The following is a 16474-nucleotide window of genomic DNA, read 5'->3' on the forward strand; positions in this document are numbered from 1 at the left end:
TGCCTCAGGCAGCTGCCCTGGCCATCACCTCTTCCAGCACCGCACAGGTTCGCGCGATCTCCGCCTCCGTCAGGGTCGGGTGACAGAGGAACATCAGGCTGGTCTCACCCAGTTCACGCGCGACGGCAAGCGGTCGCTCGGGTCGCCAGCCGGTACCATCGAACGCCTTCTCCCGATACACCTCAGAGCAGGAGCCGGAAAAGCACGGCACACCGGCGGCATTGATCTCCGCCATGATGCAGTCGCGGTCCCAGCCCGGCGCCAGCCGCCGTGGCTCGACGAAGACGTAGCACTTGTAGGCCGCATGCTCGCAATGGGCGGGAATCTCGGGCACACGCAGCGCCTTGCAATTGGCCGCGGCCTGCCAGATACGACCGGCGTTGGCCTGTCGTGAGGCCTTCCAGCGGGGCATGCGGCTGAGCTGGAGGCGGCCGATGGCGGCCTGCATCTCGGTCAGCCGCCAGTTGGTGCCGAAGCTCTCGTGCAGCCAACGGAAACCGGGGGGATGCTCACGCTCGTAGACCGCTTCCCAGCTCTTGCCGTGATCCTTGAAGGCCCACATGCGCCGCCACAGTTCGGCGTCGCTGGTTGTGACCATGCCGCCTTCGCCGCCGGTGCTCATGATCTTGTCCTGACAGAACGACCAGCAGCCTACGTGGCCGATGCTGCCTACGCTGCGCCCGCGGTAGCGCGCACCGTGGGCCTGGGCGCAATCCTCGATGACATAGAGACCATGCTCCTCTGCCAGCGCCATCAATTCGTCCATTTCGCAGGGCCAACCGGCCAGATGCACGGCAATGATGGCGCGGGTACGCGGCGTGATCTTCTCGGCCACGCTGGCGGCGGTAACGTTCTGCGAATTGCGATCGACATCGGCGAACACCGGTCTGGCCCCGGCCATGACGATGCTCGACACCGACGCCAGGAAGGTACGCGAGGTGACGATCACCTCGTCGTCAGGGTTTTCTCCGATACCAAGTCCGTGCAGGGCGAGATCGAGCGCCACGGTACCGTTGGCCACGGCGATGGCGTATTCGCTGTCGGCAAAGCGCCGAAACTCGCGCTCGAAGTCACGACATTCGTTGCCGGTCCAGTAGTTGACCCGGTTGGAGAGCAGTACGCGGGCCACCGCATCGGCCTCTTCCTGGGAGAAGGCCGGCCAGGGGGAAAAAGGTCCATTGAGCATTATGATCTTCCTTGAGACGAAGGCAGATTCAGGCGAAGCACGTTCGAGGTGTCGGAGAGAGGATCGGCGTTGGGGTCGTCGCTAGCGCCGGCATCGCCCGAGGATGACGACAGCGGACGCGCCGGCACCCCGCCGACCACCTGACGGTCGCCGACATTGGCGACCACTGCCGCCCCGGCGCCTACCATCACGCCCTCGCCAATGGTCATGCCCTGGCGCACCGCGGCCCCGGCACCGATCCAACTGGTGCGGCCGATCTCGACGTCGCCGGCCACGTTGGCGCCCGGAGCGACATGCACACAGGCTGCCAGCCGACAGTCATGACCCACGCTGGCACAGGTGTTGACGATGCAACCCTCGCCAAGCGAGGCAAAGGCGTTGACGACGGCCCCAGCCACCACCACGCAGCCGGGCCCCAGCTTGGCCAGAGGGCTGACCGTGGCGCGCGGATGCACCAGCGAGACCACCCGGGCGCCATGGGCCAGCAGCGCCTCGAGCTTGGCCTCACGAATGCCGTTATGGCCGATGGCCACGATTACGCCATCGAAACCGGGCAGATCGTGCAGCAGCATGGGCAGAGTGCCACGCACCTCCCAGTGCTCGTGCCGAGTCTTGCGCGGCCAGGCGTCGTCATAGAAGGTCAGATCCTGCCAGCCGCTCTGGATGGCAATGTCGGCTACGACCTTGCCATGTCCGCTGGCGCCGAGGATGGCCAGACGACGGCGATTACTCATGATGGCTGCCTCCGCGAAATCTCGGCATGGCGACATCGCCGTCGTGGGCGATGCCCTCACGTACCACCACCTTCTTCACGGTCAGCAGCAGAATGCGCAGGTCGAGCCACAGCGAGCGGTTGTCCACGTACCACACGTCGAGTTCGAACTTCTGCTCCCAGCTGAGCGCATTGCGGCCGTTGACCTGGGCCCAGCCGGTCACCCCCGGACGCACCTCATGACGACGAGCCTGGCGAGGCGTATAGAGCGGCAGATACTCCATCAGCAGCGGGCGCGGACCGACCAGGCTCATGTCGCCCTTGAGCACATTCCACAGCTCCGGCAGCTCGTCGAGGCTGGTGGCGCGAAGCACGCTGCCCAGCCGTGTCATGCGCTGGGCGTTGGGCAGCGGTTGTCCGTTGTCGTCCACGGCGTCGAGCATGGTGCGGAACTTGACCATCTCGAAGGGACGTCCGTGGAGCCCCGGCCGGGTCTGTCGGAACAGCACCGGTGCACCGAGCTTGAGCCGCACCAGCACTGCCACCACCAGCATGACCGGTGAGAGCAGGACCAGAGCCAGCAGTGAAACCACGATATCGAAGAGTCGCTTCATCGTTTTTCATCCATGACGTCGTTCATGATGTCGGCCAGGCGCTCGGCCAGGATCCGGTAGTCGTAGACGGCTTCCATGTGCGCCCGCCCCGCCCGCCCCATGCGAGCCCTCTCCTCGGCCGGCAGCGCCGCCAGGCGCTTGATCGCCTCGGCCAGCACCAGCGGGTCCTCCGGCGGCACCGTGATACCCGCGCCGGCCTCGGCCACCGGGTCGTTGATCGCCGCTGAGGCGATGATCACCGGGCGCGACGCGGCCATGTAATCGAACAGCTTGTTCATGCTGATACCGAAGCGATACAGCCTGGGCAGGTCGCGCACGGTGATCACGAAGGCATCGGCCTCGCTGGCCAGAGCCGGAATCTCGCGCTTGGAAACCGGCGGCTCGAAGCTCACCCAGCGCCCGTCGAGCCCGAGCGAGCCGGCCTGTCGTATCAGCGCCTGCTTGGCCGGACCCTCGCCGATCAGGCGCAGACGGACCGGCACGGCGTCGCCGCTCGCGTCTCGTTTGACGATCTCCATTGCCTCGAGCAGGTGCGAGAGTCCGTTGGCCTCGCCATGGCTGCCGAAATACATCAGCGTCAGCGGCACCTCGCGTGGTCGCGGAGCCGGCGGGCCGGGGTCGGGAAAGTCGGCCAGGTCGACCCCGTTGGAGAGCCACTCCACGCGCTCCTTGGGCACGCCCAGTGGAGCGATGTAGTCCACCGCCCGCGGCAACAGAGTCAGCACGCGCCGGGCACGACGATAGAGAAAGGTTTCCAGCGCGCGCAGTGCCCGGGTCATCGGAGCCCCTTCGCGCAGGCGCCCCATGTCGATCAGCGTCTGCGGCCACAGGTCGCGCACCTCGAACACGAACGGCACCCGGTGGCGACGGGCCAGCCACCAGCCCGCCAGGGCGGCGAAAGGGTGCACACTGGAGCCGATGATCAGGTCGGGCCGTTCCAGCTCTGCCAGGCGCGAAGGCCTGACCGCCTGCCAGGCGTACTCCAGCATGTTCTTCATGCGTCCACCGCCGTTGCCGTGGTAGCTGGAGGTGCGTAGCCACAGAAAGCGAACATCACCGCAGGTTTCCACCCGCCAGCGCTCATCCACCTGGAGGCGCTGCTCGCCGCTGGGGTGATCGACGCTCGAAGCGATCAGCGTGGCATGCCAGCCCTGGGCGGGTAGATGACGGGCCAGCTGGTAGTGACGGGCGCCACCGGCCGCACCGGGATGTTTGGCATAGTGATTCAGGATCCAGACGTGTTTCATGCCATCCTCAGTTAGCGGGAAAGAGATCAGCGGGAAAGGGTGCGGTAGGTGTCCAGCAGCTTGCGTTCCTCCTGCTGCCAGTTGTAACGCTCGACGACGGCCCGCTGGCCGTTGCGCCCCATCTCCCGGGCGCGCTCGGGATGGGTCACGATGAAGTCGATGGCCTCGGCGATCGCCTCAGGGTCGAGAGGATCGACGCAGATGCCGCAGTCACTGCCCTCGACGATCTCCCGCCACAGGGGGAAATCTGAAGCGATCACCGGCAGACCGGCGCTCATGTACTCGAACATCTTCACCGGCAAGGCATCGAGGTAGTTGATGATCGGATGCAGGGTCACCAGCCCGGCGATGGAGCCGGCCATGACCCGGCGCACCCCGGCGCGGTCGAGATAGCCGTGGGCCTCCACCCGCGCCCAGCCGGCATAGGTCATCACTTCCTGCTCGAGCGAGAGCTGCTTGAAATCGCCTGCGAGCTGCAGGCGGCACTCCTGCCCGACCTTCTCCATGGCACGCACGAGTTCGCGTATGCCACGCACCTCGGCAATACCGCCGACGTAACAGACGGCCGGCGCCTCACCGACGCTGACGGTCAGGCGGGCATCGGGCGCCCCGTCGAGCTCCCCCTGCATGGGAAAATTGTTGACGTCGACGACCTGGGGATGGAATTCCTCGAAGCGGTCGCGAATGTAGGGGGTCGCCGCCACCACCGCGTCGAAGTGCCGGCACACCCGCCGCTGGTAGGTCTCGACACCGCGGGACAGCACGCGCCGTGTGAACTTGTTCAGGTAGTGCTTGGCCAGCATCTGACGCGGCAAGTCTTCGTGGGCGTCGTAGACCACGCACTTGCCCTGCCGCTTGAGACGACGCCCCACCGGCATCAGCTCGGGATCGTGCAGATGATAGATATCGGCATCCAGTTGCCTGGCCTGCTCATGCACCCGCTGCGTGGTCTTCACCACACGATTGAGGCGTCCCGACAGCTTGCCCACGTCGACGATGGAGACGCCATCACGCTCTTCGTCTCCCTCACCGTCGGCCACCACCAGCGTCACCGAATAACCGGCTGCGGCCAACGAGCGGCACTGCTTGTGAAAGATGCGGGTATCAAAGCGCGGATGGGCGGAGGTCAGATGTACCACTTTCATTGTCGTTGCATCCTTGTGAATCCCTGGCAGCGTCATGCTGCCCCGGTGCGCCACGGCGAGTGCCGGCTGGCCCGGCCTGCTGCGTGGCATCACTGCTCTGCCTCAGACGCGCAGCAACCAGGGCATTGGCGAAAGCGCCCCAGCCCAGCGCGGGCAATGGCCAGAACACCGGCTTGGCCAGCACGATCAGCAGCAGGCAGACGAAGTTGATGGAAAAGGCGAACACCCAGCGGGCATCCCGCGCGCCGACGATAATCAGGCGATAGGTCGAGCCGACGAAGGCGCTGACGGTGAGGCCGAGGTAGAGCACGAAGCCCAGCAGGCCGTAGTTGACCCAGGCCGAAAGCATGCTGTGGGCATAGCCGCCGGTGATTTCGGCCGAACTGATGTGACCGCCGAAACGTCCCAGCAGTGGATTGGCCATGATCTGCTCGGTGGCGCGCAGCCCGAGGTTCTGGCGCGCCAGCCAGGAGCTGGTGCCCGTCAGGTCGAGCACCTGCAGCTGACGGCTGCCCGCCAGCGCCTCGAACTGGCTGACCACCAGGGCAATCATGGCGGCGATGACCGCCAGCAGGGTCAACATGTACTTGACGCTCATGCCCGCCCACAGCAGCAGCAGTACCAGCGTCAGCGCGAGGAAGGCATACAGCTCCGAGCGCGCGCCCAGCACGAACATGACGAAGGCCCCAAGCACGATCAGTCCGGCCCGTACCACGGCGCGCTCGCTGATCGCGATCAGGAAGACCAGCAGTACCAGGGCGCTGCGCGCGTAGCCCTGATATGTGGAGACGTTCTCGCCGCCCTCCTCGACCATGCGCCGGGCAAAGAACATCCACTGGCCGGTGGTCGCCACATGGAACAGCAGATAACCGGCGATCAGTACGAAGGCGAGCCAGAACGCGCGTGCCAGTCGGGGAGAGTCCAGCGGCACGCGGTATCCCAGGATGAACAGCACCAGCCACAGCACCAGGGTCTCGATGGTCTGGATCAGCGCCGCACGCATGATGCTGCCCCCCACCAGGCCATAGTTGGCCAGCGCCCACAGCAGTACATAGGCGAAGAACGCGAAGGTCAGCAGCGCAAAGCCGCGGGTCGTACTCAGCAGCACGTGAAGCTGGGAGGACAGCAACGCGCAGTAGATGACGAACAGCATCACCGACACCACGCCGAAAAGGCCGCCGAGCAGTGCCGGGATCATCCCCATCGCCACCAGGGTGTGATAGAGGATGAACCCAGGGAAGAGCACGAAGAAACCCAGCGCCGACACACGCTTCGTCAGGGCATCACCGGAAAGAATCATGAGCGTTACCCCGGGAACTCAAGCTTCCAGCACGCGCTGGTAGAGTGCCCGCTGGGCCGACGTGGTCAGCTCCGAGTTGTGCCACAGCAGGGTGAAAGTACCCCCTACCGCGCGGCAGCGGGCCTTGAGCTTGCTGAAGCACTCGAAGGCCTCCTCGCCCACGCCGAGCCCAAGATAGAGCGGTGAAATGACCGAAGCCTCCATGGCGATCAGCGGGCGGATACGCAGCGCCAGCGGCTCGCCCTTGACCGGATCGAAAGCCGGGTAGTCGAAGCAGGTGCCACAGCGGAAACCGGGGGCTTCGGCATAGCCCAGCGTGGTGTCGTAATCGAGTTCCGCCTGCACGTAACCCTGCAGCGTCAGCGGCATCTGCCAGCGCAAGTAGTGCATGCGGCCGCCCCACTGCTCCTGCTCGATTCCCTCTTCGGCACATACCCGGCGCAGTCGCTCGGCTTCGTTGGCCAACTCCTTGGGATTGCGGAAGGTGTGATAGCTGGGATGCAGGCCGATCTCGTGACCGCGCTCGTGTATCTGTCGCATCAAGTGACGCATGGCCGGATGCTCCGGCTCGTAGTCGGCATCCTTGCGTGGATCGGTACGCCCGCAGATGAAATAGAAGGCACTGGTCAGACCGTGACGCTCGGAGACGTCCATCAGCCAGTCGAAGGTATTGAGCGGATCCAGCGGGTGCAGTCGACGCCGGGTGCGCAGACGCACCCACGGCGCCACCAGCAGCGCCTGAGGCCGACGGTTGCGCAGCACATCGCCGGCGATCACCCGAGCCAGACGTACGTCATGGGCGAATCCATAGCGACTGGGGCGATCGACATCATGGGTCGGGCGCTGAGTGAAACGGTGCTGGCGCAGCACCGCCCGGGGCCACTGGCAGCGAATCAACTGGCCCAGTACGGCCAGCCATTCGTCTACCACGGGCCGCTCGATGTAACCGTGGCGGCCGGCATGGGAGGCGCTGGCAGGGAAGCGGCAGTGACGATCGAGCACCTGGGCATCGACCTCCTCCTGGCGCGACAGCATCCAGAAGGTCAGGCCGAGAATGTCGTAGTGGACCGATAGACCACCTGACACCGGCTCCACCAGAGGTCGCGGCAGGCTGGCCGCACCCGGTGCCGGCAGCGGCATGTCCAACGGTGCACTGAAACCTTCGCTCACCGCATCCCACTGGGTATGGGGCAGCTCCACACCGCTCAGATAGAAGCCCGGCTGCAAGCGGTCGAACAGGATGTGGCCGGGCTCACCGGCGTAGCGCAGGAGAAGTCGCTCGGGGCCATCGCGCTCCAGACGCAGCGGCAGTCCGAAACGCTCATGCAGAATCTGCTCCAGCCAGGCCAGTACCGGTTCACCGGCCGTGGCGGCAGCAGACGAATCTTGCGGCAGACGCGCGGCTTCCAGCGCTGCCCCCTGCCGTGCCCGGGGATTCCGGTCGTAGAGTGCGGTCATCTCGTTCACTTGGATTCCCTCTTCATCATTGTGCGGGCCGTGACGTACGCCTCACGGGCCAACTGACGGATCCCTCGTCGACTGATCGAGTAGTGGCACACCAGTCGTCCACCCCAGGCCTCCTTCATCTCCGCCACCGGCGCAATGTTGGCGCCGATGAAATCGAAGACGCTGCACCCCTGGCGTTCGAAGAAATCCAGCGCCTCCTCAGCCACCAGGTTGTTCACGCCATCCTTCATTGCCTCGGTCTTCATGCCGGCCGACCAGGCCAGGGCATGGCCGCCGGGTTGGTACAGGCAGACCCGGGTACCCATCGCCTCGCCTTCGGCATTGCGCGCCAGAAAGCAGACGAAGTGCTCGGGCCCCATCAGCTCGGCCAGGCTCGTCAGCTCGGCAACGTCGAGGCGATAGTCGAAGCCCTTGCGTGCCTCCGGCCCGGCCAGGCATGCGGCTACGGCGGCATAGTCTTCGGTCACCTCGCAGCGATAGCCGAGCCGGCGACACTTGCGCGCCTTCTTGCGGGCGCTGGGATCGATGGCCTCCTCCCGGGAGGCGATGTCGAGGTGGTAGGTGTACCGCGGCCGCGCCGCCATGTTGGCCCACTCGAACGGGCGCACGTCGTCAGCCACCGAGGAGAGCGACAGACTGCCGCCGAATTCGCACTGCTGCAGATGTTCCGCCAGCCGGGTCAACGCCAACCGCTTGCGTCGGTTGCGCGAGGCAGGTCGCTCGCTGGCGCAGTGGAACTCGATCGGCAGATGCGGGTTGCGCGGCGGCGTCACCAGGCGTCCCTGCCGATTGCGATAGAGCACCGTCTCGAGGCGCCAGGCGTCGCCCTTGTCGGGCGTGAGCACCAAGGACTCGGCGCTAAGCTCCCAGCGCTGTTCGTTGAAGCGGATCCACCCGGGGTGAAACAAAGGATCGTTGCTCATGTACGGCTTTCCTTTTCGTACGCAGCCTAAGGCCCTGGCTCGAGCGATGCGTCAGGTGCCGCGGCTTCGCGATAGTCGTCGTCGAAGTCGCAGACCAGGTAGAAGCGCTGCTCGCCCGTTGCCGCATCGTGATAACGCTCGACGATGCGAAAACCGAGACGCAGGCTTGGCTTGAGTGACGCGATGTTGTCGGCAGTGATACGCGCGGAGTAACCGCGCACGCCGTGGTCGCGAAAATGCAGAATGGCGCTGCGCCGCAGCTCGGTGGCAAGCCCACGGCCACGGTGCGCCGGGTGCACCCCGCTGAAGCTCGAGTGCACCCGGCCCTCGGACAGATCGCGGGGCGTGAAACCATAGAAGGCCGCGCCTACCACGCGTCCCTCGATATCCAGGGCCACCACGCCGAGGCGCTCGCCCGCCAGGCGGTAGAGCCAACGGCGAGGTAGATCGAGGGGCTTGCCGTCATGCAGCTCGGCATACAGCGCCAACGCTTGCGTCAGGTAGGCTCGCTGCATGCCGCACAGCCGGTAGGCCCCGTGACAGCGCAGAGGGACGGCCCGGTAACCGCGCACCTGGATGAGATTGCGCCCGAGCAGTCCAGCCGAAGCCAGGCCGACACGCAGGTATCGAGTCAACGCAGGGAACGCCATGGCTCAGCCGAACCTCTCGAGGAACATCTGGGCCGCCACCCCGTTGTGGGAGTAGCCCTCCGAGCGCAGACGCTCGAAGGTCTCGGGAGGAAAGCGCCCGGTAGAGCCCAGCGTGTTGCCCTGGGCCAGGCCGGGAACCATACGCTTGAGAAGACGCTTCACATGCCTGCCGGGGCCGCGGCGGAAAGCGTTCAGCCGGCTCAGCCGCGCCCGCATGCTCTGCCGCGACTGCTGAGCCGCGTTGCCCAGCGGCGCCGTTTGCCCACTGACCTCGGCAAACAGGTTCTCGACGAAGGTGACATAGCCGGAGCGACGCTCCAGCCAGTGCCGCGGCACGGCTTGCCAGAATGCCATGAAGTCCCGGTCGTAGAGCGGCATCCACCAGTCATGACCGTAGAACTCGAAGCAGCGCACCGAGTTGATGATGAATTTGGCCTGGCGCTCCTGCCAGCCGAAAAGGATGAACTGACGAATGAACTCGTCGGGATCCAGCGCCTCGTCCAGGGTGTAGTCCTGCGCCAGGCGGGGCCTTACGCGCTCCTCGAAGAGTGCCTTGCCCTCCTCGCTCGCATTGAGCAGGAAGTGGCGTTGGCGAATCGCTTCGCTCAGCTCGCCCGCCTCCATCAGCCGTCCCGCGCGCTTGGCCTCGAACACGCTGGAAAGCAGGAAGCCCGTCACACAGCAGTGACCGGGCACGAACAGCGACCCCGGCTCGACCTTGCCCTGCTCGGTCAACAGCTTCACGGCCAGCCAGTCCTGCATGTTGACGATCCCGCTCCAGCCCGAGGCCCACTGCTGATAGCGCCAATACTCCTCGCTATCGGCCACGCCGCTCCAAGCTTCCTGACTGTACTCGACGAAGGTCCAGGGCAGGCCCAGGCTGCGGGCCACCTCACGGCTCACCTTGGCTTCGCGATTATCACGATGACCGTAGGCATAGGTCAGTACCTTGGGGTACTCGGAACGTGCCAGCAGCGTAGCGATCAGACGCGAGTCGTAACCGCCGCTAAGGGGCACGACGATGGTGCGCCCACCGGCCATTCTGACCATCTGCTCGCAGGCCTCTTCGACTACCTCTTCGAGCCGGATCAGACGCCGGCTGTCATCGCGGTCCGACATGCCGTAATACTGAAAGCGGAAGTAGCGCTCCTGGGAAAGCGTCAGGCCGAGGTCGGAGTCGTTGACGACCAGCGCCTCACCGGCACGCAGCTGTTTCACGCGGCGATACAGCGTATCGCCTCCGGTGACGAAGCCGGCCAGCTCGAAATCGGCTCTGGCGTCATCATCGATTCGCTCTTCCCCGACCTGCTCACGGACCCAGTCGGCATCGTCGCTGAGAAAGACATTACCGGCATCCACCCCATAGAACAGTGGGATCGAGCGCACGCGATCAACAGCGGCCACGAGGTGATTGCCAACCTGGCGCACCACGGCGTAGAAACCGTTGAGATCGCCCATCCGCTTGCGCCAGGCAGCCACACCCTCCACCTGATCGAGCTGCTTGACCGCGCCACCCGGAGACAGACGATGGCCGTTGAGCCAGGCAGCGCCACGCACGAAGCCATGGCCGCCTGAGAACTCGCACTCCTGCCAGCGCGGAGAAGTGAAGTGACACTGTATCGAACTCATTGGTACGCCTTACGGAACAGAAGTAGATAACGAACAGCCACCAGCGCGGCGCTGAGCAACAGCGCGGCACTCCAGGGCAGCCATACTGGCGCCAGCGTCTCGACGAGGATCAACGGCGCCAGCAGGGCCAGGCTCATCAGCAACGCAGTCAGCGTGGATAGCGCCAGTGTGCTCGGCCGGTTGCCGGTGAGCCGGGCAATCCAGGCAAGGAAGCCAATCCAGCAAAGGGCGCTGCCCAACGAGAACAGCGCCACCGTCAGCAGCAGGTCGTTGGCCGCTGCACCCATGGCGATGGCTGCCAGTCGAACCATGAGCAAAACAGTCTGGAAGATCAGCCCTTGGCCCTGCCGCTCCAGCACCGTGAACAGATGGCTCAGCGGCGAGGTGATGAACACCATGTAGAGCCACGGCGCCATCCAGCGAGCGAACGCTCCCGCCTCGCGCCAGCGCTCGCCGAACACCAGTGCGAACAGTTCCGGGCCGCCCAGCACGAGCACGATGGCCGCCGGCATGGCAAGCTGGGCCAGCACGCCGTGCACCCTGGCAACCAGCGCTCCCAGTTCGCCGCGACGATGCGCCTCGGCGGCGCTGGCAAAGAACACCTTGCCCACCGCTTCGCCGATCAAGGTCATGGGCATGGCCAGCACACGGTGCGCCAGGGCGTAGAGCCCCGCCGCCACCGGACTGAACAGTGCCGCGAACAGCAGCGGCGGCAACTGCTTGCCCAGGGTGTTGAACAGGCCCGACCAGGTGGAGAACAGCGGAAACTTGCAGTAGCGTCGCGCCACCGTCCACACCTCGCTCGATGTGACGCCGTGCTGTCGAACCGCACGCAGCGCCGGCCGCGCCAACGTCAGCGTGCCAGCCCCCTGGCCCGCGGCATGACCGAGCAGCAGCCCTGCACCGCCCATGGGGCTGGCCAGGAGCTGAATGGTCAGCAGCGCCAGCGACTGCTTGATGCGGGTAGCGGCAATCGTCGAGAAGGCGCGCGTGCGTACCGCCCAATGGCTGACGGCCTGATAGCCGCCGGCAAAGGCCACCCCGAGCGGCAACAGCCATAGCCACGGCGCCAGCGCAGGCACCCCCAACAGCTCGGCAAGCCGCCTGCCCCCCAGCGTCACCAGCAGCAGCGACGCCAGGGTGGTCAAGCACACCACCACCAAGCTGAGCGCCAGCACCGCCGACGCCTCACGCTCGGTTTCGGGCAACGGAATCGCCAATTGATAGCGACCGCTGGCCACCACGGTGAAGAGCGCCAGCAGCCCGCCGTATACCGCCAATAGGCCAAAATCCTCCGGCGCGTAGAGGCGGGTCAACAGAGGTGCGGCAAGCAACGTCAACAGCTGCGCCCCTGCCGTTCCCCCTACCAGCACGCTGACGCCACGGGCGAAGGCATGGTTTGGCAGCAGCTTCCTTGCCGGTACGACGAGCCGATTCAACACGTGATCTATCTCCCTGACCGGCGGCTCACGCCACCGCCTCTGCCAATGCCGCGACGATTCGCTGCTGATCCTCGGCCGTGAGGTAGGGATGCATCGGCAGGCTGATGACGCGGCGTGACGCCCGATTGCCGATCGGCAGATCGACGCCCGGGTCGGCCACCGCCGGCTGCTTGTTGAGCGGAATCGGGTAGTGCACGGCGGTTGGAATGCCGGCCTCCGCCAGGCGAGCGATCACCACCTCGCGGTCGTCGACCTCTACCGTGTACTGGGCGTAGGCACTGGTGTTGTAAGACGCCACATGGGGCACCGTGAAGCCATGGTGCTGTAGCAGGCGGCCGTAGCGTTCGGCCACTTGCTCCCTGAGCAGCAGCTCCTCGTCGAGGATATCGAGCTTGGGCAGCAGGATGGCGGCCTGTAGCGTGTCCAGCCGGCTATTGATACCGATTCTGACGTGGTAATAACGCCGCCCCTGACCGTGCCGGGCGATCTGGCGCAGCACCTTGGCCAGCTCGTCGTCGTCGGTGAACAGTGCCCCACCGTCGCCGTAGCAGCCCAACGGCTTGCTGGGGAAGAACGAGGTGGTGGCAATGCTTGACAGGCTGCAGGAGCGCCGCCCGCGATAGGTGGCACCGAAGCTCTGGGCGCCGTCCTCGATCACCGGGATGCCGTGGCGGGCGGCGATCTCGTTGATGGCGTCCATGTCGGCACACTGGCCATACAGCGACACCGGGATGATCGCGCGGGTGCGCGGTGTGATCGCCGCCTCGAGCTTCTCCGGGTCCAGCAGGTAGGTGCGCGGGTCGATGTCCACGTAGACCGGGCGTGCGCCCAGCAGCGCGACCGTTTCGGCAGTGGCGATGTAGGTGAACCCGGGGGTGATCACTTCGTCACCGGGCGCGATCCCCAGCGCCATCTGCGCGATCTGCAGCGCATCGGTGCCGTTGGCACAGGTGATGCAATGGCGCACGCCGACGTAATCGGCCAGCCGTGCCTCGAGCTCGTCCACTTCCGGGCCGAGAATGTACTTGCCATGCTCGAGCACGTTGCGGATGCCGGCGTTGATGCGCTCACGAATGCGCACCTGCTGAGCCTTGAGGTCGATGAATTCCATGCGTCCGTTGTCCTTCACGCGTCCGTTGTCCTTGACGGTAGTTGGGGCGTCCTGCTGCGCCGGAAGACAGGTCAGGGTGTTCCCATGCAGCCGGTAGCGATCGCCGGTGTGCGGGCACACCGCCTCACCCTCACCTTCCAGCGGCAGCTCCAGGCGTTCGCCATGGCGGCTCATCCAGCCCTGCTGGCGGGCCGGCACACCCAGCATCAGGGCGAAGTCGGGCACGTCACGGTTGACCACCGCCCCCGCACCGACAAAGGCGTAGCGACCGATGGTGACACCGCACACGATGGTGCAGTTGGCACCCAGGGTCGCTCCTTCGCGCACCAGGGTGTCGCGATACTCGCTCTTGCGCTCGACCTGCGTGCGCGGGTTGTAGACGTTGGTGAATACCATGCTGGGTCCACAGAAAACGCCTGCTTCGAGAGTAACGTTGTCGTACACCGAGACGTTGTTCTGCACCCGGCAACCGTCACCGATGACCACCCGATTGCCGACGAAGACGTTCTGCCCCAGCGATACGCGACGGCCGATGCGGGCCCCGCCGCATACGTGGACGAAGTGCCAGACATAGGACGACTCGCCGATCTGCGCACCTTCATCGACGATCGCACTGGAGTGAATCTGCACGCCGGGGTAACGGTTCTCTTGCGCTTGAGTCTGCATGGCACACCTCACATCAGATGGCGCTTGAGGCAGGGGTGCGCTTCACCGCGCACGGGCATTTCCGGCGCCGCATTGCGAATGGTGTCGACGGTCTCGATACAGTGCCGGGCGCTGTCGAGGCCGAAGCCGCGACCGGCCAGAATCTCCTGATAGGAGACGGTGTGGAGATCGGTGAAGCCACCCGAGAACTCGATCTCACGCCCTTCGCAGAGGATCGAACGGTAGGTGCGCTGCTCGCCCTCAACGCTGCTCGGCAGGTCGTTGCTGTCGATCGAGAGGAACCAGCGCACCCGCGCCTTGCGGTACTCCAGGTAACCGGCAGCACGCTGCTCGTCCAGGTAATGCACCACGTTGCGCTCGAGATCGCCGAACACGTAATGCAGCATGTCGAAGAAGTGCACGCCGATGTTGGTCGCCACGCCGAAGGACTTGCGCGGATCGCCCTTCCAGCTTTCGTGGTACCACTTGCCACGCGAGGTGATATAGGTGAGTTCGACGTCGTACTTGTCGTCACGGGGCGTGGTGGCCACCCGCTCCTTGAGTTCGAGAATGGCCGGATGGTGGCGCAGCTGCAGGATGTTGAACACGCGGCGCCCGGTCTCCTGCTCCACCTTCTCCAGCTCGTCGAGCAGCGCCGGCGTGGGTACCAGCGGCTTTTCGCAGATCACGTTGCAGCCCAGCCGCAGGCCGGCGGCAATATGGGCGTGGTGCAGGTGGTTGGGCGAGCACACCGATACATAGTCCAGCGCCGTGTAGGCATCGCGCTTGCGCTGCCAGGCGCTCTCGATGAAGCGCTCGAACTCGGTGAAGAACTCGCTCTCCGGCGAGATCGAATCGATGATGCCGACGGAGTCGTTGATGTCGTAGGCCATGGCCAGATGGTTGCCGGTCTCCTTGATGGCCTTCATGTGGCGCGGGGCGATGTAGCCGGCAGCACCGATCAGAGCAAAGTATTTCATGGCGTTTACCTGTGAGTTGGACATGGATCAGGCCTTGATCACCCGCTCATCGTTCTCGCCGCGATAGATCCCGCGGGTGTCGATGATCAGAGGGGCATGGGCACGGATCATGTCGTAGTCGAAGCGATCATGGTCGGTGGCGAGGATCACGGCGTCGTACTCGGCCAGGGCGGCCGGCGACAGCGGTACGCTCTCGAGATCGAAGTGGTGCTCGCGCATGGGCGGGAAGGAGGGCACGTGGGGGTCGCTGTAGGCCACCTCGGCGCCACGGTCGCGGATGCGCTCCATGATGAATACCGAGGGCGACTCGCGCATGTCGTCGACGTTCTTCTTGTAGGCGATGCCGAGTACCAGGACGCGGCTGCCCTTCAGCGCCTTGCCGCGCTGGTTGAGCCCTTCGATCAGCTTGTTCACCACGTAGTCGGGCATGGCCTGGTTGATCTCGCCCGAAAGCTCGATGAAACGGGTGTGCAGGCCGTACTCACGTGCCTTCCATGTCAGATAGAAGGGGTCGATGGGAATGCAGTGCCCACCCAGCCCCGGCCCAGGGTAATACGGGGTGAAGCCGAACGGTTTGGTGGCGGCGGCATCCACCACTTCGAAGATGTCGATGCCCATGCGATCGGCGACGATCTTCATCTCGTTGACCAGGCCGATGTTCACCGCGCGGTGGATGTTCTCCAGTAGCTTGGTCATCTCGGCGGCGCGGGTGGAACTCAGCGGCACCACCTGATCGATGGCGGGACGATAGAGCGCCACCCCGACATCACGACAGGCCTGCGTGTGTCCGCCCACCACCTTGGGGATGGTGCGTGTCTCGAAGTCGGGATTGCCCGGATCCTCGCGCTCCGGCGAATAGACCAGGAACAGCGACTCGCCGACCGCGAGGCCACCCTCTTCGACGCGGGGCAGCAGCTCCTCTTCGGTGGTGCCGGGGTAGGTGGTGCTCTCCAGCGAGATCACCTGGCCTTCACGCAAATGCGCCTTGAGCGCCTCGACGGTGTTGATGACGAAACTGATGTCGGGCTCGCGATACTTGTTAAGCGGAGTCGGCACGCACAGGATCACGGCATCGGCCTCGGCCACGCGGGAGAAGTCCGCGGTGGCTTCGAAACCGGTATCCCTGGCCTGGGCAATCCGCTCGCTGGAGATGTGTTCAATGTAGCTATGCCCGGCGTTGAGCTTCTCCACCTTGCCCGCATCGATATCGATGCCCAGCACTCGGTAGCCGATCTCGTTGTAGCGCAACATCAGGGGGAGCCCCACATAGCCGAGCCCGACGATCCCGATCACGGCATCCTTGCTCTCGAGCCGGCCAATCAGACGATCTTTGATAGTGGTCATGACGCTTCCATGATTTTCGAGTGGTAGTGATCGGCGCTCGTGCCGGCCGCGCGAAGGTCGCGCCACCTCGGCCTTACGC

The 16474-nt window shown here is 65.1% G+C and carries 14 protein-coding genes and 1 pseudogene; all 15 read right to left on the minus strand.

The features are described from left to right. Positions 1–4: 4 nt before the first annotated feature. Complete coding sequence (locus HOP53_RS04530) at positions 5–1186, minus strand: DegT/DnrJ/EryC1/StrS family aminotransferase (protein ID WP_234268898.1); 1182 nt, start codon at positions 1184–1186, stop codon at positions 5–7. Continuing rightward, entirely contained in the window at positions 1186–1920 is a 735-nt protein-coding gene (locus tag HOP53_RS04535; RefSeq protein WP_234268900.1) for an acetyltransferase, read from the minus strand. The genes HOP53_RS04530 and HOP53_RS04535 overlap by 1 nt, the downstream gene beginning before the upstream one ends. Further along, positions 1913–2512: a sugar transferase gene (locus HOP53_RS04540; protein WP_234268901.1), complete on the minus strand. Its 600-nt coding sequence runs from the start codon at positions 2510–2512 to the stop codon at positions 1913–1915. Before HOP53_RS04540 ends, HOP53_RS04535 begins: the two co-directional genes overlap by 8 nt. Further along, positions 2509–3759, minus strand: a complete 1251-nt coding sequence (locus HOP53_RS04545) for a glycosyltransferase family 4 protein (RefSeq protein ID WP_234268903.1) — start codon at positions 3757–3759, stop codon at positions 2509–2511. The genes HOP53_RS04540 and HOP53_RS04545 overlap by 4 nt, the downstream gene beginning before the upstream one ends. A gap of 26 nt (positions 3760–3785) precedes the next feature. Next, positions 3786–4904: a glycosyltransferase family 4 protein gene (locus HOP53_RS04550; protein WP_234268904.1), complete on the minus strand. Its 1119-nt coding sequence runs from the start codon at positions 4902–4904 to the stop codon at positions 3786–3788. Beyond that, positions 4864–6204 (minus strand): hypothetical protein, encoded by a 1341-nt coding sequence (locus tag HOP53_RS04555; RefSeq protein ID WP_234268906.1) that lies wholly within the window; start codon positions 6202–6204, stop codon positions 4864–4866. Before HOP53_RS04555 ends, HOP53_RS04550 begins: the two co-directional genes overlap by 41 nt. Positions 6205–6222: 18 nt before the next feature. Further along, complete coding sequence (locus HOP53_RS04560) at positions 6223–7662, minus strand: polysaccharide deacetylase family protein (protein ID WP_234269692.1); 1440 nt, start codon at positions 7660–7662, stop codon at positions 6223–6225. A 5-nt stretch (positions 7663–7667) separates the two neighbouring features. Beyond that, positions 7668–8594, minus strand: coding sequence for a GNAT family N-acetyltransferase (locus HOP53_RS04565; RefSeq protein WP_234268908.1), 927 nt, complete (start codon positions 8592–8594; stop codon positions 7668–7670). 26 nt (positions 8595–8620) lie between these two features. Continuing rightward, positions 8621–9244, minus strand: coding sequence for a GNAT family N-acetyltransferase (locus tag HOP53_RS04570; RefSeq protein WP_234268914.1), 624 nt, complete (start codon positions 9242–9244; stop codon positions 8621–8623). A 3-nt stretch (positions 9245–9247) separates the two neighbouring features. Next, the gene (locus tag HOP53_RS04575; protein WP_234268915.1) at positions 9248–10873 is read right to left on the minus strand and encodes an asparagine synthase-related protein; all 1626 of its coding nucleotides are present in this window, start codon (positions 10871–10873) and stop codon (positions 9248–9250) included. Further along, positions 10870–12315: a lipopolysaccharide biosynthesis protein gene (locus HOP53_RS04580; protein ID WP_234268916.1), complete on the minus strand. Its 1446-nt coding sequence runs from the start codon at positions 12313–12315 to the stop codon at positions 10870–10872. Before HOP53_RS04580 ends, HOP53_RS04575 begins: the two co-directional genes overlap by 4 nt. 25 nt (positions 12316–12340) lie before the next feature. After that, entirely contained in the window at positions 12341–13426 is a 1086-nt protein-coding gene (locus HOP53_RS04585) for a DegT/DnrJ/EryC1/StrS family aminotransferase (RefSeq protein ID WP_234269693.1), read from the minus strand. A 69-nt stretch (positions 13427–13495) separates the two neighbouring features. After that, positions 13496–14092: pseudogene (locus HOP53_RS04590) on the minus strand (acyltransferase); the annotation flags it as partial. A gap of 8 nt (positions 14093–14100) precedes the next feature. Then, positions 14101–15051 (minus strand): Gfo/Idh/MocA family oxidoreductase, encoded by a 951-nt coding sequence (locus tag HOP53_RS04595; RefSeq protein ID WP_234268917.1) that lies wholly within the window; start codon positions 15049–15051, stop codon positions 14101–14103. 27 nt (positions 15052–15078) lie between these two features. Continuing rightward, positions 15079–16395 carry a nucleotide sugar dehydrogenase gene (locus HOP53_RS04600; RefSeq protein WP_234268918.1) on the minus strand — a complete coding sequence of 439 codons (1317 nt, stop codon included), beginning with the start codon at positions 16393–16395 and terminating at the stop codon, positions 15079–15081. Positions 16396–16474: the final 79 nt, after the last annotated feature.

The organism is Billgrantia ethanolica (genome assembly GCF_021404305.1).
Lineage (GTDB): Bacteria > Pseudomonadota > Gammaproteobacteria > Pseudomonadales > Halomonadaceae > Halomonas > Halomonas ethanolica.